The sequence below is a fragment of the Halomonas organivorans genome, from assembly GCF_014192055.1.
GTDB classification, from domain to species: domain Bacteria; phylum Pseudomonadota; class Gammaproteobacteria; order Pseudomonadales; family Halomonadaceae; genus Halomonas; species Halomonas organivorans.
Window position 1 is genome coordinate 30,935 of the sequence record NZ_JACHXM010000012.1, and the last position, 19,031, is coordinate 49,965.

Below are 19,031 nucleotides of genomic sequence, written 5' to 3' on the forward strand. Positions count from 1 at the left end.
GTGGATAAGCGGGCGTCTCAGGCGAGAGTTCGCCTCATCAGCGCACCGGGGGCGTGGCCCGGCCCGCCTTCGGCGCCAGCGCACGATAATGGCCGTCCCACATCAACACCGCTCCGGCCACCGCGCCGGGCAGCAGGAACAGATTGGCCAGCGGCAGCCAGGTGATCAGCATCACCCAGCCGCCATAGGTGAGCGTCGGCCAGCGGCGCGCGGCGAGCCGGCGGCGCATGTCGGCAAAGGTCACCTTGTTGTTGTCCATGGGATAGTCGAGATAGGTGACCGCCATCATCCAGGCCGAGAACAGCAGCCACAGCAGCGGGGCGACCAGGTTGAGCAGCGGAATCCAGCCGATCACGAACAGCGCCAGCATACGCGGCAGGATATAGCCCAGCTTGACCAGCTCGCGACCCAGGGCATCGACGCCGGTGCGCATCAGGCCGCGATCGTCCAGCGGCGGGCGCCCGGTGACCTCGCGCTCGACCCTTTCGGCCAGCAGGCCATAGAAGGGCGCGGCAATCAGCTGGGTTACCAGGGTAAAACTGAAGAACACGATCAATCCCAGGCTGAGCACGAACAGCGGCCAGATCAGCCACGACAGCCAGTCGAGCCAGCTCGGCACCATGGCCATCCAGCTCTCCAGCCAGCCGCCGAAGTGGGTCAGCACATAGCTCAGCATGGCGGCGTAGACCACCAGGTTGGCCAGGATCGGCAGGAACACGTAGCGGCGCAGGCCAGGGGTATAGACCAGGCGCGTCCCCCGGGACAGCGCCGTGAAGGCATCCAGCATCGGTGTCATTTCCTCCATACACGACGACGTCGGCCGTCGCCAGGGGCGACGGCCGACTCATGGACAGCGCCGGTCGACCGGGGTTCAGCGGTCGCCGCGCACCTCGTCGCCGAGATCATCCGGGTCCGTGTGGCGGATGTCGAGTCCCTTGACCAGATAGATCACGTATTCGGCCAGATTGTTGGCGTGATCGCCGACGCGCTCCAGCGCGCGCAGGATCCACATGATGCCGAGCACCGGCGAGATCGCGCGAGCGTCTTCCATCATGAAGGTCATCAGCGAGCGCATCGCGGACTGATACTCACTGTCGACCTGATCGTCCTCCTGAACCACCTGCAGCGCCAGCTCGGTGTCGAAGCGGGCAAAGGCGGTCAGGGAGTCGCGCACCATCTTGCGCACGTGTTCGCTGATGATACGCACCTCGACGAAACCGCGGCTGCCGTCGTGGTTTTCCACCAGCTCCAGGGCATTGCGGGCCACCTTGCTGGCCTCGTCGCCGATCCGCTCCAGGTCGGAGGCGGCACGGATCACCGCCAAGACCAGGCGCAGATCGGAGGCGGCGGGCTGTCGACGCGCCAGCACCCGGGTGCACTCGTCGTCGATCTTGATCTGCATGTCGTTGACGGCACGATCATTGTCGACCACCCGTTCGGCCAGGGCGGAATCGCCGTCGAGCAGTGAGCGGACGGCGTCCTGCACCTGTTTCTCGACCAGGCCGCCCATGGCCATCAGGTGGGTCTTGAGCTCCTCGAGCTCATGATTGAACTGCCGCGAGATATGCTGGCTGTGGATATCGCTGGTGATGTCCATGAGACTCTCCTGAGGGCGCCGGCGTCAGGCCATGCGTCCAGTGATGTAATTCTCGGTACGCGCGAGGCGCGGGTTGGTGAACAGGGTATCGGTGGGGGCGTACTCCACCAGCTCGCCGTCCTGCAGGAAGGCGGTGTAGTCCGAGACCCGCGCCGCCTGCTGCATGTTGTGGGTGACCAGCACCAGGGTCAGGCTCGACTTCAGGTTGCGGATCAGCTCTTCCACCTTGAGCGTCGAGATCGGGTCCAGGGCCGAGGCCGGCTCGTCGAGCAGCAAGACCTCGGGGCCTACCGCCAGGGTCCGGGCGATCACCAGACGCTGTTGCTGGCCGCCGGACAGCGACCAGGCCGAGGCCTGGAGCCGATCCTCCACCTCTTCCCACAGGGCTGCCGAGCGCAGCGCCCACTCGACGATGTCGTCGATGCGTCGCTTGCGCAGCCCGCCCTGCAGCCGCAGCCCGAAGGCCACGTTGTCGTAGATCGACATCGGGAAAGGGTTGGGTGCCTGGAACACCATGCCCACTCGCCGGCGCAGCTCGGCCACCGCCACCTCGGGAGCATGGATGTCCTGCCCCTCGAGACGAATCTCACCCTCCATCTGCACGTCCTCGTTGAGGTCGTGCAGGCGGTTGAGGGCCCTCAACAACGTCGACTTGCCACACCCCGAGGGGCCGATGAAGGCGGTGACCCGATGACGCGGCACTCGCAGGGTCAGGTCGCGCAGGGCCGGCTTGTCGCCATAGCGCAAGTCAAGCCCCGAGATCTCCAGGCAGGAGGTCTCGGGCGTGAAATCGACGAAGGCCCCGCGCCGCGGAGCCGTGTCCTGCTTGACCGGCATCGCATACCCCTTGCTGCCACGACGACGTCTCAGTATCGCGAGAGGCTGCCGTGGCGTGATCTCAGATGATGGCGCAGAAATATTGCAGTCAGGTTAAGCACCAGAATCACCAGCACCAGCAGCAACGCCGTGGCATAGACCAGCGGCATCGCCGCCTGCACATCGTTGCCGTGGAAGGCGGCATCGAAGATGTGATAGCCCAGATGCATGAACTTCCTCTCAAGATGCAGGAAGGGAAAGTCGCCGTCCACCGGCACCTGGGGCGCCAGCTTGGCCACCCCTACCAGCATCAGCGGCGCCACTTCGCCTGCGGCCCTGGCCACCGCCAGGATCATGCCGGTCAGCATCGCCGGAGTGGCCATGGGCAGCACCACGCGGCTCAGCATCTCCAGCCGGGTCGCCCCCAGCGCCAGGGCCCCCTCACGCTGGCGGTCGGGGATCCGCGCCAGGCCCTCCTCGGTGGCCACGATCACCACCGGCAGGGTCAGCAGCGCCAGCGTCAGTGACGCCCACAGCAGGCCACCGGTGCCGAAGGTCGGCGAGGGCAGCGAGTCCTCGAAGAACCATTGGTCCAGGCGCCCCCCCAGGCCGTAGACGAACACCCCCAGACCGAACACGCCATAGACGATGGAAGGTACCCCCGCCAGGTTGCGCACGCCGATGCGCACCAGTCGGGTCAGGCGCCCCTGGTGCGCCACCTCGTTGAGATAGACCGCCGCCAGCACCCCGAAAGGCGTCACCACCAGCGACATCAGCATCACCAGCAGGATGGTGCCGAAGATCGCCGGCCAGACCCCGCCTTCGGCATTGGCCGCCCGGGGCCCCTCGGACAAGAAACGCCACACGCCGTCTCCCCAGGCCACCAGCTTGGCGCCCGGCCCCATCGCATTGGGGCGCATGGCACCAAGCACCTCCTCGACCGGCTGGCGAAGACGGCGGCCGTCGACGCTCTCCAGTATCAGGACGTCCCCGGCCATGGCCTCGTGCAGGGCGCGAATTCGCGCCTGCACCTCGGTCAGGGCGCGTACCGTCCGGGGGTGCTCGCCCTCGGCTTCGAGCCGGCGGGCCAACGGCAGAAGCGATTCCTCGCGCAGCCGGGCGATCGCGTCGCGCTGGCGATCCAGGGCCGCGAGTCGCGCCTGCAAGGCGTCCCAGGCCGCCGCCCCCTCGCGGCGTTCGCCCTGGGCGGGCAACCAGGCGACCAGCCGACCGATGAAGGCGCCCCAGCGGCGGCGCTCCAGCACCACCAGGTCACGGGGCTGGGACAGTGTCTCTATATCGGGCACCGGCACCCACTCCCAGATGTCACCGTCCAGGTCGCGGTTATCGGTGCGATACAGTCGCTCCATCCCCTGATCGTCAGGCAGCGGCGCTTCCTTCACCGCGCGACCGGCCAGGACCCGACCGTCCGCGAGCGTCACCTGGTCCACGTCACTCGGCCAGAAGTGGCCCAGCCCCCGGGTCGCCAGCAGCATCAGCAGCAAGGCCAGCAGCAACAGCGACAGCGACACGCTGCCGGCGGCCAGCCAGGCCCAGGGGCCCTCGCCACGGGGCAGCCGGACGCGTCCCGATCGATGCCAGGCCACGACCTTCATGACGACACTCCCAGACGCCGGTAGCGACGCCGCAGGCGCGTGCGCACCACCTCCGCCAAGGTATTGACCAGGAAGGTGAAGATGAACAGCAGGAGTGCGGCCAGCAGCAGCAGACGATAGTGGGTCCCGCCCGGTGCGGCTTCGGGCAGCTCGATGGCGATGCTGGCCGCCATCGAGCGCAGCCCGTCGAAGGGACTGGCGGTCATCAGCGCGGTGTTGCCGCTGGCCATCAGCACGATCATGGTCTCGCCAACGGCCCGCCCGGCGCCGATCATCACCGCCGAGAACACGCCGGGACCGGCCGCGGGCAGTACCACCCGCCACAGGGTCTGCCAGCGCGTCGCGCCCAGTGCCTGGGCACCTTCGGACAGGCTCGACGGCACTCCGGAGAGGGCATCCTCGGCGAGGGCGTAGATACTCGGCATCACCGCGAAACCCATGGCCATGCCGACGATGATGGCATTGCGGTTGGTGTAGTCGAGCCCCAGGGTAGCGGCGAGCCAGCCGCGCAGGTCGCCGCCGAACCACCAGCCTTCGACACCGGGTGCCAGCCAACGGGCCAGCGCCCACAGCAGCAGCAGCCAGGGCACCAGCCACAGCGCCGACCAGCCCAGCGGCAGCCAGCGCCGAATCCGCGCGGGCAAGCGGCTCCACAGGGCACCGCCCACGACCAGTCCGGGTGGCAGCAGCAGCAGCAGGGTCAGGCCCAGCCCCAGGTGGCGCTCCAGCCAGGGCGCCAGCACCAGCCCGGCGAGGAAACCGATGACCACGCCGGGCAAGGCTTCCATCAGCTCCAGGGTCGGCTTGAGATGGGCCCGCAGGCGACGCGACATGAACAGCGCCGAGTGGGCGGCCGCGCCCAGCGCCAGGGGTACCGCGATCACCAGCGACCAGGCCGCCGCTTCCAGGGTGCCCCAGGCCAGCGGCGCCATGCCGAAGCGCGGCCCCGGATCGCTGTCCGGCAGTGCGGGCTGCCAGCGATGGACGGGCGCCTCCAGGCCAGGATAGGTCTGGGGCTGCCAAAGCGCGTCCAGGTCGACCTGCGGCGCCTCGGGCGAGCCCGACCAGAACAGCGGCAGGACCTCCACCACCAGAAAGACGCCGATCGCCATCACCGCGGCGATGACGCCGATGCCGCCGGCGGTGATCAGCGCCGTGGCCAGGCGGTCACGGCCCTGTCGCAGGCGGCGTCGCAGCAGCGGTGAGGAGGACGATTTGGGCATGATGGGCGGCGGCACTCGAGGGGGTAGCGGAACGATACGACATTGTCATGACAATCGGGTGACACTGTCACGCCCCGTCATCCACTAACCCGAGCTCTCGCCGCTGGCGTGCCAGGGTCGAGGCCGATAACGACGCGAAGCCCAGCTCATCGACCACGGCCTGCCCCTCGTCGGAAAGTACCAGCGCGAGAAAGGCCCGTTCGGCAGGCGGCAGCGGTTCTCCCGGGGGCTGATTGACGTAGAGGCGCAGATCCCGCGCCAGGGGGTACGCGCCGCGGCGCACCGCTTGGGGATCGGGAGCATGCAGCCGCCCCGCCGCATCGCGCAGGGGCACCGCGCGCACGCTGGGCGTCAAGTGATTGAGGCCGGCATAGCCGATGGCCAGGGGATCATCGGCCACGGCAGCCACCACGGCGGCCGAGCCCGGATGCTCGTTGACCTCGGGACGGAAACTGCCGCCGCACAGCGCCTCACGCCGGAACAGCCCATGTGTGCCGGACACGGCGTTGCGACCATGCAACACGATGCGTCCTTTCGGCTGCGAGAGCCCCAGGGCCTGCCAGCGTCGAATCCCCTTCGCGGCTCCACAGCGCCGGGTCTCCGAGAAAATGGCATCGACCTGGCGCCGCGAAAGGCTCGCCAGGGGATTGTGTCGGTGTACCACCACCACCAACGCATCCTGGGCCACCACCACTGCTCGCGGCGGGTAGCCGAAGCGGTCGACGAACGCCTCGCGTTCGGGCTCGGTCATCGGGCGCGACATGGGGCCCACCAGGGTCGTGCCGGCGGTCAGGGCCGGTGGCGCGCTGGCCGAGCCGCTGGCCTGGAGCTGCACCCTGAGCCCCGGATAGCGTCGTCCGAGAAGCTCTCCCCAGCGCAGCATCAGGCCTGCCATGGTGTCGGAACCCACGGTGTCCAGGGTGCCGACCGGCGGGGCATCCGCCGCCACGGGAATGGCCCAGGCCCCTGCCAGGACCAGCAGCCAGGCCAGCAAGGATCGACGAAGGGCAGGCAGCATGAGACTTTCCTCCAGCAGCAGCGAATCGCGCGGTGACGGGCTTCACAAGGGTGGAGCGGCCGCTCCCTTGGCGTTTATCATGGCTCACCTATCCGGGCCGGTGATGGCTCCGTGACGATCCTCCACAACAACAAGCCAGGCGAGCCAATGCCATGAGCGAACTCGACGACATCCCGGCCCCGCGCGGCCGACTGACCCTCAAGCTGGTCGCCAGCCGCCAGGACACCAACTTCCACGGCGATATCTCCGCCGGCTGGCTGGTCGGCCACATGGACCAGGCCGCCGAGCTGGCCGCCGGCCGCGAAGCCAGGGGACGCACCGCCACGGTGGCCATCGAGGCCATGGACTTCCTGTGCCCGGTGCGAGTGGGTTCGATGGTCAACATCTTCACCGAAGTCCGCGAGATCGGCCACAGTTCGATCAAGATCGACGTCGAGGTGTGGAGCCGCTCTCCCCAGGAGCGCGACCCCGATGAACTGCACAAGGTCACCGAGGCCCGTTTCGTGACGGTTGCCCTGGACGACAACGGGCGCATCCGAGCGGTGCGTCAAGGCGGCTGAGCCACCCGCCGCATATTGTCACGCAGCGAGCGGCCGGCGCCTCGTCTCAGACCAGGCGTTCCCGCGCCTTCAGGTAGGCAAACTCGCCCACGTCGGTGAAGGGGCTCACCTTCTGCTGGAAGTCGCGGTACGCATCGTGAATCCGCTTTGATGCCTCGTCGCTTTCCACCTGTCGCTGAATGACCTGCTTGGACGACTCGTGCAGCGCGGCCATGACGTCGTCGGGGAAGCTGCGCAGCTTGACGCCGTGCTCGTCGACCAGCGAACGCAGCGCCTCGGCGTTGCGGAAGGCGAACTCGCTGATCATCGCCAGGTTGGAGGCGCGGGCCGCCTCGGTGACCACCGCCTTGAGGTCGTCCGGCAGCGCATTCCAGGCCTCCAGATTGACGGTGCCCTCGAGGATCGCACTGGGCTCGTTCCAGGCCGAGGTGTAGTAGTAATCGGCCACCTGGTGCAGGCCGAAGGCCAGGTCGTTGTAAGGGCCGACCCAGTCGGCGGCGTCCAGCACCCCGGTTTCCATGGAGGTGAAGATCTCGCTGCCGGGAATCGTCATGGTGGTCACGCCGATGCCGCTCATGGCCTCGCCGGCAAGCCCGGGCAGGCGCAGCTTGAGCCCCTGCATGTCGTCCAGCGAGTTGATTTCCTTCTTGAACCAGCCGGCCATCTGGGTGCCGGTATTCCCCACCGCGAAGGGTTTGAGGTTGTGCTCGGCGTAGAGTTCGTCCCACAGCGCCTGACCGCCGCCGTAGTAGAGCCAGGCGTTGGTTTCGGTGGTGGTCATGCCGAAGGGCACCGCGGTGAAGAACTGGGCGGCCGCGACCTTGCCGCGCCAGTAATAGGAAGCGGAGTGGCCCATCTCGGCGGTGCCGGCGGACACCGCATCGAACACCTCCAGCGCCGGCACCATCTCGCCGGCGCCGTGGACGCGCACCCGCATGCGGCCGCCGGACATGCGTTCGATGCGCTCGGCGAGGTCATTGGCGCCGGTGCCCAGCGCCGGGAAGTTCTTGGGCCAGGAGGTCACCATGTTCCAGGTGATGGTCTCCTGTGCGCTGGCCGTGTTGACGAAGGGGGCGGCGACGACGCCGGCGGTGCCGGCGCCCAGGGTCTTGAGGCTGGTCTTGAGAAAGTTGCGACGCTCCATGGCGAGGGTGGCTCCTTGATGTTCTTTTATGCCGCGTGCCGGCGGCACGCGTGTCCGTTCGGCAGTATGCGTGAAAGCCGAATTCATCAGCAAGCGAACGACCGACTCACTTCACCCTGCCAAACGATAAGTATGGGAAGCGCTGGATATATCGGCGAGCGGAGTAACAGGAGAGACGTTGCAGCGTCTTTGGACGGGCCCGCAGGGTAGCCGCCAGGGATGGCGGCTATAGCGCAGCGATTCGCCCCCGCAGGCGCCTATCCAGTGTCTTCCTAGAGAGGGGTGAGCTTGGCGAATCCCAACACCAGCCACTTGTCACCCTCGCCCTCGAAGCTGACCTGCACCCTGGCGCGCTCACCCTCGCCCTCGGCGTTGAGGATCACTCCCTCGCCGAACACCGGGTGGCTGACCCGCTGGCCCAGCGACAGCGACGGCAGGTCGGCGCCGCCGTCGACGCCGGTCTGGCGCAGCCCCGGCGCGGGGCGCGAGGCGGTGACGGGGCGCGAGACCTGGCCGCGCAGGCGCACCTCCTCGAGGAACTCCTCGGGAAGTTCGCGCAGGAAGCGCGACGGCCGCTGGAAGGTCTCCTTGCCATGCAGCCGGCGCAGCTCGGCGTGGGTCAGGTAGAGCTTCTTCATCGCTCGGGTCAGGCCCACGTAGCACAGCCGGCGCTCTTCCTCGAGGCGGCCGGGCTCCTCCAGCGACATCTTGTGGGGAAACAGCCCTTCTTCCACGCCGGCGACGAAGACCACCGGGAACTCCAGGCCCTTGGCCGAGTGCAGGGTCATCAGCTGCACGCAGTCCTCGAACTCGTCGGCCTCGTGCTCGCCGGCGTTGAGCGCCGCCTCGGCGAGGAACGCCTCCAGGGCGGCCATGCCCTCGCCGGCCTCCACGGTGTCCAGGGTCTCGCCCTGGGTGAAGGCCTTGGCGGCGGTGACCAGCTCCTCGAGATTCTCGACCCGCGCCTGGCCCTTCTCGCCCTTCTCGTTGCGGTGGTGCTCGACCAGCCCGGTGCGCTCGTTGACGTGGTCGATGATCTCGTGGAGCGCCATGCCGGAGGTCTCGTCGTCGAGTCGCTCGATCAGGTCGGCGAAGGCCGTCAGCGAGGACACCGCACGCCCCTTGAGCGAGCCGTCCAACTGGGCGTCGTGAAGCGCCTGCCACAGCGAGATGCCCGTCTGGCGCGCGCGCTCGCGCAACACCTCCACGGTGCGGGTGCCGATGCCGCGCGCCGGCACGTTGATGACCCGCTCCAGCGAGGCGTCGTCGTCGCGGTTGAGCAGCAGCCGCAGGTAGGCCAGGGCATTCTTGATCTCCAGGCGCTCGTAGAAACGCTGGCCGCCGTAGATGCGATAGGGCACGCCCTGGCGAATCAGCGTCTCCTCGATCACTCGCGACTGGGCGTTGGAGCGATAGAGAATGGCGATCTCGCGGCGCGTCATGCCCTCCTCGACCTTCTCGCGGATGGTGTCGACGATGAAGCGCGCCTCGTCCAGGTCGTTGAAGCCGCCGTAGAGCGAGATCGGCTCGCCGCGGTCGCCGGCGGTCCACAGCTCCTTGCCCATGCGCTCCGAGTTGTGGCGAATCAGGGCGTTGGCGGCGTCGAGAATGGCGCTGGTCGAGCGATAGTTCTGCTCCAGGCGCACCGTCCTGGTGGCCGGGAACTCGTCCTCGAAGCGGCGGATGTTCTCGATCCGCGCGCCGCGCCAACCGTAGATCGACTGGTCGTCGTCGCCGACCACGGTCATCGGCGTGGTCATGCCGGTGAGCAGCTTCAGCCAGGCGTACTGCAGGGTGTTGGTGTCCTGGAACTCGTCGACCAGCACGTGGGCGAAGCGCTCCTGGTAGTGGGCCAGCAGGGCGGGATTGTCGCGCAAGAGCTCGAGGCTTCTCAGCAGAAGTTCACCGAAGTCGACCAGGCCGCCGCGCTCGCAGGTCAGTTGGTAGCGCTCGTAGAGCTCGACCATCTGGGTCATGTAGGCGTCGCCGTGGGCGTCCACCTGGTGCGGGCGCAGGCCCTCCTCCTTGCAGCCCGAGATGAAGGACTGCACCTGGCGCGGCGGGTAGCGCTCGTCATCGATGCGGTGGTCCTTGAGCAGCCGCTTGATCAGGCGCAGCTGGTCGTCGCTGTCGATGATCTGGAAGTGCTGGGGCAGTCGTGCGTCCTGCCAGTGGGTGCGCAGCAGGCGATGAGCGATGGAGTGGAAGGTGCCGACCCACACGTGGCGCAGCGAGATGCCGAGCAGGGCCTCCAGGCGGGTGCGCATCTCGCGGGCCGCCTTGTTGGTGAAGGTCACCGCCAGCACGGCGTAGGGCGAGAGCCCCTCGGCCTGCATCAGCCAGGCGATACGATGCACCAGCACCCGGGTCTTGCCCGAGCCGGCTCCGGCCAGCACCAGCATATTGCCCTGGGGAGCGCTGACCGCCTCGCGCTGAGCCGGGTTCATGTGATCGAGAATCGCCGTGACGTCGTCCATGGGGAAGGCATCGCTGCTCGGGAAATGGCCGAACAGCTTACCATATCCGCCCAGCTGGAAGCTGGAAGCCAGCATGAACCCCGCCATCATGGGGTCAAGGGTTTTCTTCCAGCTTCCAGCTTATGACTTCAAGCTCCGGGCGAAGCCCGGCCGGGTTTTCTTCAAGCTTCCAGCTTAAGCCCGCGAAGCGGGCGTTCTTCCAGCTCCGGGCGTAGCCCGGCTCTTAAAGCTTACGGCTCCTGCTCCGGGTAACGCAGCGAGTTGAGGCTCTTCTTCACCGACTTGAGCTGCTCGGCGAGCCTGGGTCCGCGGGACTTGGCCACGCCGACCGCTAGCACGTCGATCATCACCAGATGGGCGATCCGGGAGCTCATCGGCGTATAGATCTCGGTGTCTTCGTGGACGTCGATATACAAAGGCAGGGTCACCTCCTCGGCCAGCGGCGAGCCGCTGGGACACAAGCCGATCACCGTGGCGCCGGCCTCGCGGGCCAGGCGCACGCTGGCGACCAGCGCCCGAGTACGGCCGGTCTGGGAAATGGCCACCACCACGTCGCCTTCCCGGAGGGTCACCGCCGACATGTTCTGCATGTGCGGGTCGGTATAGGCGGCGGTGGAAATCTGCAGGCGGAAGAACTTGTGCTGGGCATCGAAGGCCACTGCACCGGAAGCCCCGAAGCCGTAGAACTCCACCCGATTGGCCATGCCCAGGGCATTGATCGCACGGCTCAAGGCGTCATTGTCCAGCCGGTCGCGCACCGAGAGCAGGGTGCCCACGGTAGAGTCGAAGATGCTTTGCGAGAATTCGGCCACCGAGTCGCTGTCGTTCATCGAGAACTGGGCAAACTGGCTACCGGTCGCCAGCATCTGCGCCAGCTTGAGCTTGAAGTCCTGGAAACCGTTGCAGCCCAGGGCCCGACAGAAGCGCACCACCGTCGGCTCGCTGACCTTGGCCTCGGTGGCCAGGTCGACGATGCGCATATGAATCACTTCGTCGGGGTTGCGCAGCACGAAACGCGCCACCTTCTGCTCAGAGCGGCGGAAGTGCTCCATGCGGCGTCTCATCTCATCGAACAGGCCTAGGCTCACACGGCACTCCTCGTCGTCGGATCGGGAATTCTCGCTACAGTATGCCCCAGCACTCCCGAGATGGGCACTCCAGGGCATCGCATGGGCGTTGGTGGCCCGACATTCATCATTCTGTCAAGTGGGGTATAGTAAGAATTGCAGTGTCGCGCAGCGCCATCGATGCGGCACCCTCACTGCAGACAGGAGAGTCGATCATGCGCAATGTCGAACGGTTAACCTCCGTAAAGAGCGAACTTCTCGACATCTTCATGAGCATGGAAGTCGCCGAACACGAACAACGCTCACGCACCGCGGCCCAGCGCAACCTGCGCGCTCGCCGGGGCATCGAGCTCCACGAGGAATTCAAGCGTCTCCGCCAGGACATCGCCGAAATGCCCGAGGACGAGACCGAAGACGAGATGCACTGAGCCTGGATGCGAATAGCCCCGCACGGGGCGGGGCTCTTGGACAGGGGGCACGGCCCCATTCACTCCGGCCGGCTTACAGGCTGGAGAAGAACACCACTGCTACGCCGATCGGCGCGATGAAGCGGGTAATCAGGCTCCACAGGCTGAAGTCGTAGACATCCATCCCGAGTTCGCGGCGCACACTTTCCTTGTCGAGATACCAGGAAGTGAAGACGATGGCGCCCAGGCCGGTCAGCGGCAGCATGAACTTGCTGGTCAGCTTGTCCAGCAGGTCGAAGACGTTCAGGCCGAACAGCACCGGGTCGCTCCACAGGTTGAACGACAGCAGCGCGGCGATACCCAGCGCCCAGGCCCCGACGCCGGACACCAGGGTGGAAGCCACGCGGGACAGCGGCGTGCGCTCCTCGACGAATTCCACCACCGGCTCGAGCAGCGAGATGGCCGAGGTCAGGGCGGCGAAGGTCAGCAGCAGGAAGAACATCAGCCCGACGACGATGCCCCCCCCCATCTGGCCGAAGGCCAGGGGCAGCGTGACGAAGATCAGGCCCGGTCCCGAGGCCAGGTCGAGGTCGTTGGCGAACACCAGCGGGAAGATGGCCAGGCCAGCGCCCAGGGCGATCACGGTGTCCATGATCACCACGGTGCGTGCGGTCTTTAGCAGGTTGACCTCTTCGCCCAGGTAGGAGCCGTAGGCCATCATGATCCCCATGCCCAGCGACAGGGTGAAGAAGGCATGGCCCAGGGCTGCCAGCACGGTCTCACCGCTCAGCTTGCTCCAGTCCGGGTTGAACAGGTAGGAGACGGCCTCGCCGAAGTGGCCAGTGGACATGCCGTAACCGACCAACACGACCAGCAGCACGCCCAGCGCCGGCATCAACAGGCGCGCGGCGCTCTCGATACCCTTGGTCACGCCACGCGCCACGATGCCGATGACCAGCAGCATGAACACCGAGTGACCGGCCAGCAGCAGGCCGGGATTGCCCAGCATGGCATTGAACAGCGCGCCGATACCGTCGGCGTCCTGACCGCTGAACGCGCCGGTGACCGAGTTGAGGGTGTAGTACAGCGACCAGCCGCCGATCACGCTGTAGAAGGAAAGGATCAGGAAGGCGCCGAGGATGCCGCTGATGCCGACCAGCATCCAGGCCCTGGGCCTGCCGGCGGCCTTGGCCAGGTCGGCCATGGCGTTGGCCGGATTGTTCTGCCCGCGACGACCGATCAGCCATTCCGTTACCAGGATCGGCAGGCCGATCAGCGCGATGCACAGCAGATAGACCAGCACGAAGGCGGCGCCCCCGCTCTCGCCCACCATGTAGGGAAACTTCCAGATATTCCCCAGGCCGACCGCGGAGCCGGTAGCGGCGAGGATGAAGCCCAGTCGGGATGACCAGTGGGCATGTTGGTGTTGCTTGATGGACATAATTCACCCTGAAGGTACGTGTCGTCATCGATCGATCGGATGCGATGACGGCGTTGTGGTTGTAGTCGCCACGTCCGCGGGACGCCGGATCACGGCGCACCGCATTCAAGGGCATAACGCATGCCAAGCAGGATCGCTGCCGAGGCAACGCTTCCGCCGAGTCGGTGAACGGCGAAAACCTCGTGGAGATATCGTCATGAATCACGCGGGATAGGCGTGAAAGACAACAATATCCGATGGCAAGTGACGATCGAGGCGTAAAAATATCCGATCATACGCTTGGTGGCCAGTCGTGGGGCAAAACCGGGGCGTACTGACGACTCTCAGAACAGAGAGGCCTGGCATTCGCCGGGGAACGCCGTCAGCGCCGGCAGGCCAGCCCGTGTCGCCACGCTGTCGAAGAGCCGGCGAGCTAGCTGTGGCGCCCGGAGATTGTCGGCAGTGTGCACAAAGAGGAAAGGGGTTTTCCCCTGTTTTATCCACAGCGCGAGACGTTCGATCCAGGGCTGGAAGTAGTCGAGGTTGGTGGCTTCGTCAACATGGCCGATGAACCGCACCACCGGAAAATCCCCTGTGGAAATCACGTGTAACGGGCGTTTCGGCTTTTCATGCTGAGCCTTTTGCAGCCCCGGGTGATCGCCGGCGGGAGTGGAGAACAGCGGGCGAACATCGAGCATCACCCGGTTCGCCCCATGACTTATCAACAACCTGTTGAGAACTGTCTCGGCGTCCCCCTTGTGGAAAAATTCGCTGTGGCGAACTTCGACCGCACAGGGCAGCCAGCTCGGCCACCGCGACAGCAGGGCTTGCAGGCGCGGAAGCTCTTCGCCACCGAAATCGCGGGGCAACTGAACCAGCAGCGGACCCAGTCGATCATGCAGTGGCGCCAGGGCCTCCAGGAAGTCGTCGAACGCAGCCTCGATGTCGGCCAGGCGTCGCTGGTGGGTCAGCTCGGCCGGTAGCTTGAAACAGAAGCGAAATCCGCAAGGCACCTGGCGTGCCCAGGCGGCAACCGTCTCGGCACGGGGCACACCGCTGTAGAAGGTCGTGTTGCCCTCTACGGCGGAAAACACGCGGGCATAGTCGTCCAACAGGCGTTCGTTGCCCCCATGGGGCGGATAGAGGCCGCCGCGCCAGTCGGGATTGGCCCACATCGGCAGGCCCAGGTGCAGGCGCGGCCCGACATCATCACCGGGTTCAGCGGCGCCCATCACTCGACGGTCACGGACTTGGCCAGGTTGCGAGGTTGGTCGACGTCGGTGCCCTTGAGCACGGCGACATGGTACGACAGCAGCTGCAGGGGCACCGTATAGAGGATCGGTGCCAGGGCATCGCTCACCCGCGGCAGGCGCAGCACGCGGATGCCTTCGCCGTCCTCCAGCGCCACGCCCTCGTCGGCGAACACGAACAGCTCGCCGCCCCGAGCCCTGACCTCCTGGAGGTTGGACTTGAGCTTGTCGAGCAGGGCATCGTTGGGCGCCACCGCAATCACCGGCATCTCACCGTCGACCAGCGCCAGGGGGCCGTGCTTGAGCTCACCGGCCGGATAGGCCTCGGCGTGGATATAGGAGATCTCCTTGAGCTTCAGTGCGCCCTCCAGGGCCACCGGGAATTCGGCCCCGCGGCCGAGGAAAAGCGCATGATGCTTCTCGGCGAAGGCGGCAGACAGCGCTTCGACGGCCGGGTCCAGGGCCAGCACTTCCCCCACCTGGGCCGGCAGGCCCCGCAAGGCCTCGACCAGCGCCGCCTGCTCGTCGGCGTCCTGTCCACGCACGCGCCCCAGCGCCAGCGTCAGCAGCATCAGCGCGGTGAGCTGGGTGGTGAAGGCCTTGGTGGAAGCCACGCCGATCTCGGGGCCCGCCTGGGTCATCAGCGTCAGGTCCGACTCGCGCACCAGGGAACTCCCCGGCACGTTGCAGATCGCCAGGCTGCCCAGGTAGCCGAGCTGCTTGGCAAAACGCAGCGCCGCCAGGGTGTCGGCGGTCTCGCCGGACTGCGAGAGGGTCACGAACAGCGTGCCCTCGGGCACCACTACGCGGCGATAGCGATATTCCGAGGCCACCTCGACCTGCACCGGCACCCCCGCGTAGCGCTCCAGCCAGTAGCGCGCCACCATGCCGGCATGGTAGCTGGTACCGCACGCCACGACATGGATCTGGCGCACCTTGCCGAACAGCGTCTCCGCTTCGGGGCCGAAGCTCTCCACCAGAGCGCTGCGCTCGCCCAGCCGCCCCTCCAGGGCCGCGGCGATCACCGCCGGCTGCTCGTGGATCTCCTTGAGCATGAAGTGTCGATAGCCGCCCTTGCTGGCGGCGCCGTCGCCATATTCGAAAGTCTGTACCTGCCGCGTTACCGGCGTCCCGTCGGCATCGAAGATCTCCACCTTGCCAGCGGACGACAGCCGCACCATGTCACCTTCTTCAAGGTATATGAAGCGGTCGGTGACCTGCAGCAGCGCCAGCGGGTCCGAAGCCAGGAAGGCCTCCTCGATGCCGACGCCGACCACCAGCGGGCTTCCCTGGCGGGCGCCGATCACCACCCCCGGCTCGTCGGCGTGGACCACGCCCAGTGCGTAGGCACCGTCGAGACGCGCCAGCACGCGCTGCACGCCTCCCAGCAGGTCGCCCTGGCGCCCCGTCTCACGGGAGATCAGGTGGGCCATCACCTCGGTGTCGGTCTCGGAGGTAAAGACATAGCCATCGGCTTCGAGCTCAGCTCTCAGCGCCTCGTGATTCTCGATGATGCCGTTATGCACCAGTGCCAGGCGCTCGCCGGACTGGTGGGGGTGGGCGTTCTCCTCGCTGGGCCGGCCGTGGGTGGCCCAGCGGGTGTGGGCGATGCCGGTATGGCCCGACAGGGGCGCGGCGACAAGCTTTTCCTCCAGGGCCGCCACCTTGCCCAGGGCACGGCGACGCGCCAGCTGCCCGTCATGGCCCGAGACGGCCATGCCGGCGGAATCGTAACCGCGGTACTCCAACCGCTTGAGCCCTTCCAGGAGGATGCCTTGAACGTTACGTTGGGCGACGGCGCCGACGATGCCACACATGGTTCACTCCTCAGAGATCGTCTTTCTTGACCGGCCGCTGCCAGTCTTCCTTGTTGATCAGGCGCCCCCGGCTCACTGCCAGGGTGTTGTCGGCCACGTCACGGCTGAGCGTGGAGCCGGCACCCACGGTGGCGCCCTTGCCTACGCTGATCGGCGCCACCAGGGCGGTGTTGGAACCGATGAAGGCGCCGTCACCGATCTCGGTACGATGCTTGTTGGCTCCATCGTAGTTGCAGGTGATGGTTCCCGCGCCCACGTTGACATCACGCCCCAAACGGGCGTCGCCCACATAGCTGAGGTGGTTGATCTTGCTGCCCTCGCCTACCTCGGCGTTCTTGGTCTCGACGAAGTTGCCAACCTTGGCGCCCACTGCCAGGCGCGAACCGGGGCGCAGCCGGGCGAAGGGACCGATGCGGTTGCGACCGGCCGCCACGGCGCCCTCGATGACACTGTGAGCTTCGATGACCGTTTCGGCGCCGACATGGCTGTCGCGGATCACGCAGTAGGGGCCGACGCGCACGCCCTCGCCGAGCTCGACGTCGCCCTCGAAGACGCAGCCCACGTCGATCTCCACGTCATGACCGCAGCGCAGGGTGCCGCGCACGTCGAGACGCTCGGGATCGGCCAGGGCCACACCCGCGGCCATCAGCGCCTCGGCGGAATCGCGCTGGCAGGCCCGCTCCAGGCGTGCCATCTGGGCGCGGTCATTGACCCCCTCGACCTCCAGTGCCCGCGCCGGCTGAGCGGTGGCGATCTTCACGCCCTCCGCGGCGGCCATGGCAATGACGTCGGTCAGGTAATACTCGCCCTGGGCATTGTCGGCAGACAGCCTCGGCAGCCAGCGGCGCAGCTGGGCGGCGGTCATGGCCATGATCCCGGTATTGCACTCGCGCACCGCGCGTTCGGCCTCGGAGGCGTCCTTGTGCTCGACGATGGCCACGGCCTCGCCGGCCTCATCGCGCAGGATGCGGCCATAGCCGTTGGGATCCTCGAGCGTCACGGTGAGCAGCCCCAGGTGCTGCTCGTCGACGCGTGCCAGCAGGTCGCGCAGGGTCTCGCGCCGGATCAGCGGCACGTCGCCGTAGAGCACCAGCACCTTGCCTTCCCCCAGGCCCTCGAGGGCCTGGGCCACGGCGTGCCCGGTGCCCTTCTGCTCGGTCTGGCGGGCAAAACGCACCCGGCAGTCGGCCAGCGCTTCGCGGACATGCTCGGCGCCATGGCCGACCACCACATGAGTCCGCTCGGCCTCGAGCCCGGCGGCGGTATCGATCACGTGACGCACCAGGGGCTTGCCGGCCAGGCGGTGCAGCACCTTGGGCAGGGTCGAACGCATCCGGGTCCCCTGCCCGGCCGCCAGTATCACCACGTCGAGGCTCATCGTGACTCCTTGTCCATCATCGTTGAATCGGTTCATTCTAGTGCGTCGGAGGCCTCGGCATCCACGCCAGCGGCGTCGCCCGAGCCATCGGCCACCCGGATGCCCATTTCCTCGAGCCTGTCGCGACCGAAGCGAGCGGCGAAGGCCGGGCTGGCCTGGCTCCACCAGCCATCGCCGGCATCGTTGCGTACCAGCATCAGCACGGCCAGATCATGACGGCGTGCCAGCGTCATGCCCTCATCCTCGCCGAGCACCGACATGGCCGTGGCCCAGGCGTCGGCCCTGGCATTGGAGGCATCCACCACCGTCACCGAGGCCAGACGATGGCGAATCGGCCGCCCGGTACGCGGATCGATGGTGTGCGAGTAGCGGCGTCCATCCTGCTCGAAGTAGTTGCGGTAGTCGCCGGAGGTGGCCACCGAGGTGTTCTCGAGCGGCAGCACGAACTTGGCTTGGGGACGGCCATCGCGGGGAATCTCGACGCCGATGCGCCAGGGCTCGGCTTCGCCGTCGCGATGCCCGGCCACCTCGAGTTCGCCACCGATGTTGACCAGGTAGTCGTCGATGCCTTGATCGGCCAGATAGGCCGCGACTCGGTCGGTGGCATACCCCTTGGCCACCCCGGACAGGTCGACGAACACGTCCTTCAGCCGTCGTGCGCGATTCGCCGCGACATCGAGCTCCAGGGTATCCATGCCCACTTCGGCGAGTCGCTGCTCGATCAGTTCGTCCTCCGGCACGGCACGGGGGCGTGCCTCGGGCCCGAAGCTCCACAGGTTGACCAGCCCTCCCACGGTGACGTCAAAGGCACCGCCGCTGGCTTCGCCCACCTGGTGAGCGATCGACAATACCTTGATCAGCGGCGCCGACAGCGTCTGCCACTCGCCCAGGGGCGCATGATTGAAGGCCACCAGCTCGGCGTCGTCGCGATAGGTGGACATGGATGCATCGATGCTCTCGAGCTCGTCGAGGATGCCGTCTTCAAGCGCATCGCGGCGCTCGGCGGTGATCGGGTCGGCGATGCTCACCTGATAGAAGGTACCGAAGATATCGCCCTCTAGCGTGACCGGGGTGTCCAGGGTCCGCTCCGAGCAGCCGGCCAGCAGGGCGACCAGCAGCAGCGTCAGGAAGGCGAGGCGATGGGTAGGAAGGGTCATGGGGACTCCAACAAAGAAATAAACCAGAATCGCTAGGTTCGTTCCCGACGAACCAACGCACTTCCCTCGTCCATGTGGGTCGTC

16 protein-coding genes are annotated in these 19,031 nt (G+C 66.9%); 2 read left to right on the plus strand and 14 right to left on the minus strand.

Annotated features, from left to right (window positions below):
* Positions 1-37: 37 nt before the first annotated feature.
* From cysZ to FHR96_RS12805, 6 genes are all read right to left on the minus strand, one after another.
* Positions 38-787 (minus strand): sulfate transporter CysZ, encoded by a 750-nt coding sequence (gene cysZ, locus FHR96_RS12780; protein ID WP_183388072.1) that lies wholly within the window; start codon positions 785-787, stop codon positions 38-40.
* Positions 788-871: 84 nt separating this feature from the next.
* Entirely contained in the window at positions 872-1,597 is a 726-nt protein-coding gene (gene phoU, locus FHR96_RS12785; protein WP_183388073.1) for a phosphate signaling complex protein PhoU, read from the minus strand.
* Between the two features lie 24 nt (positions 1,598-1,621).
* Positions 1,622-2,434, minus strand: a complete 813-nt coding sequence (pstB, locus tag FHR96_RS12790) for a phosphate ABC transporter ATP-binding protein PstB (RefSeq protein WP_183388074.1) — start codon at positions 2,432-2,434, stop codon at positions 1,622-1,624.
* Positions 2,435-2,463: 29 nt separating this feature from the next.
* On the minus strand, positions 2,464-4,029 hold the full coding sequence (pstA, locus tag FHR96_RS12795) for a phosphate ABC transporter permease PstA (protein WP_183388075.1): 1,566 nt from the start codon (positions 4,027-4,029) through the stop codon (positions 2,464-2,466).
* Positions 4,026-5,252 (minus strand): ABC transporter permease subunit, encoded by a 1,227-nt coding sequence (locus tag FHR96_RS12800; protein WP_183388076.1) that lies wholly within the window; start codon positions 5,250-5,252, stop codon positions 4,026-4,028. Before FHR96_RS12800 ends, pstA begins: the two co-directional genes overlap by 4 nt.
* 67 nt (positions 5,253-5,319) lie before the next feature.
* Positions 5,320-6,270: a phosphate ABC transporter substrate-binding protein gene (locus tag FHR96_RS12805; RefSeq protein ID WP_183388077.1), complete on the minus strand. Its 951-nt coding sequence runs from the start codon at positions 6,268-6,270 to the stop codon at positions 5,320-5,322.
* Positions 6,271-6,422: 152 nt separating this feature from the next.
* On the opposite strand from FHR96_RS12805, the gene FHR96_RS12810 reads away from it, so the two are divergent.
* Positions 6,423-6,830, plus strand: a complete 408-nt coding sequence (locus tag FHR96_RS12810; RefSeq protein WP_183388078.1) for an acyl-CoA thioesterase — start codon at positions 6,423-6,425, stop codon at positions 6,828-6,830.
* A 46-nt stretch (positions 6,831-6,876) separates the two neighbouring features.
* Here FHR96_RS12810 and FHR96_RS12815 read toward each other — a convergent pair whose 3' ends face one another.
* The 3 genes from FHR96_RS12815 to hexR form a co-directional block, all read right to left on the minus strand.
* Positions 6,877-7,974, minus strand: a complete 1,098-nt coding sequence (locus FHR96_RS12815; protein ID WP_183388079.1) for a TRAP transporter substrate-binding protein — start codon at positions 7,972-7,974, stop codon at positions 6,877-6,879.
* A 272-nt stretch (positions 7,975-8,246) separates the two neighbouring features.
* The gene (gene uvrD, locus FHR96_RS12820) at positions 8,247-10,451 is read right to left on the minus strand and encodes a DNA helicase II (RefSeq protein ID WP_183388132.1); all 2,205 of its coding nucleotides are present in this window, start codon (positions 10,449-10,451) and stop codon (positions 8,247-8,249) included.
* Positions 10,452-10,681: 230 nt separating this feature from the next.
* Complete coding sequence (hexR, locus tag FHR96_RS12825; RefSeq protein WP_183388080.1) at positions 10,682-11,539, minus strand: transcriptional regulator HexR; 858 nt, start codon at positions 11,537-11,539, stop codon at positions 10,682-10,684.
* Between the two features lie 194 nt (positions 11,540-11,733).
* Between hexR and FHR96_RS12830 the strand changes: the two genes are divergently transcribed.
* A complete protein-coding gene (locus FHR96_RS12830) occupies positions 11,734-11,946 on the plus strand; it encodes a PA3496 family putative envelope integrity protein (protein WP_183388081.1) in 213 nt (70 codons plus the stop codon).
* Between the two features lie 73 nt (positions 11,947-12,019).
* Here FHR96_RS12830 and FHR96_RS12835 read toward each other — a convergent pair whose 3' ends face one another.
* From FHR96_RS12835 to FHR96_RS12855, 5 genes are all read right to left on the minus strand, one after another.
* Positions 12,020-13,366, minus strand: a complete 1,347-nt coding sequence (locus FHR96_RS12835) for a sodium-dependent transporter (RefSeq protein WP_183388082.1) — start codon at positions 13,364-13,366, stop codon at positions 12,020-12,022.
* Positions 13,367-13,689: 323 nt separating this feature from the next.
* The gene (locus FHR96_RS12840) at positions 13,690-14,577 is read right to left on the minus strand and encodes a DUF72 domain-containing protein (RefSeq protein WP_183388083.1); all 888 of its coding nucleotides are present in this window, start codon (positions 14,575-14,577) and stop codon (positions 13,690-13,692) included.
* A complete protein-coding gene (glmS, locus tag FHR96_RS12845) occupies positions 14,577-16,412 on the minus strand; it encodes a glutamine--fructose-6-phosphate transaminase (isomerizing) (RefSeq protein WP_183388084.1) in 1,836 nt (611 codons plus the stop codon). The genes FHR96_RS12840 and glmS overlap by 1 nt, the downstream gene beginning before the upstream one ends.
* 10 nt (positions 16,413-16,422) lie before the next feature.
* Positions 16,423-17,790, minus strand: coding sequence for a bifunctional UDP-N-acetylglucosamine diphosphorylase/glucosamine-1-phosphate N-acetyltransferase GlmU (gene glmU / locus FHR96_RS12850; protein WP_183388085.1), 1,368 nt, complete (start codon positions 17,788-17,790; stop codon positions 16,423-16,425).
* A 32-nt stretch (positions 17,791-17,822) separates the two neighbouring features.
* Positions 17,823-18,947, minus strand: coding sequence for an FAD:protein FMN transferase (locus FHR96_RS12855; RefSeq protein WP_183388086.1), 1,125 nt, complete (start codon positions 18,945-18,947; stop codon positions 17,823-17,825).
* Between the last annotated feature and the right edge of the window lie 84 nt (positions 18,948-19,031).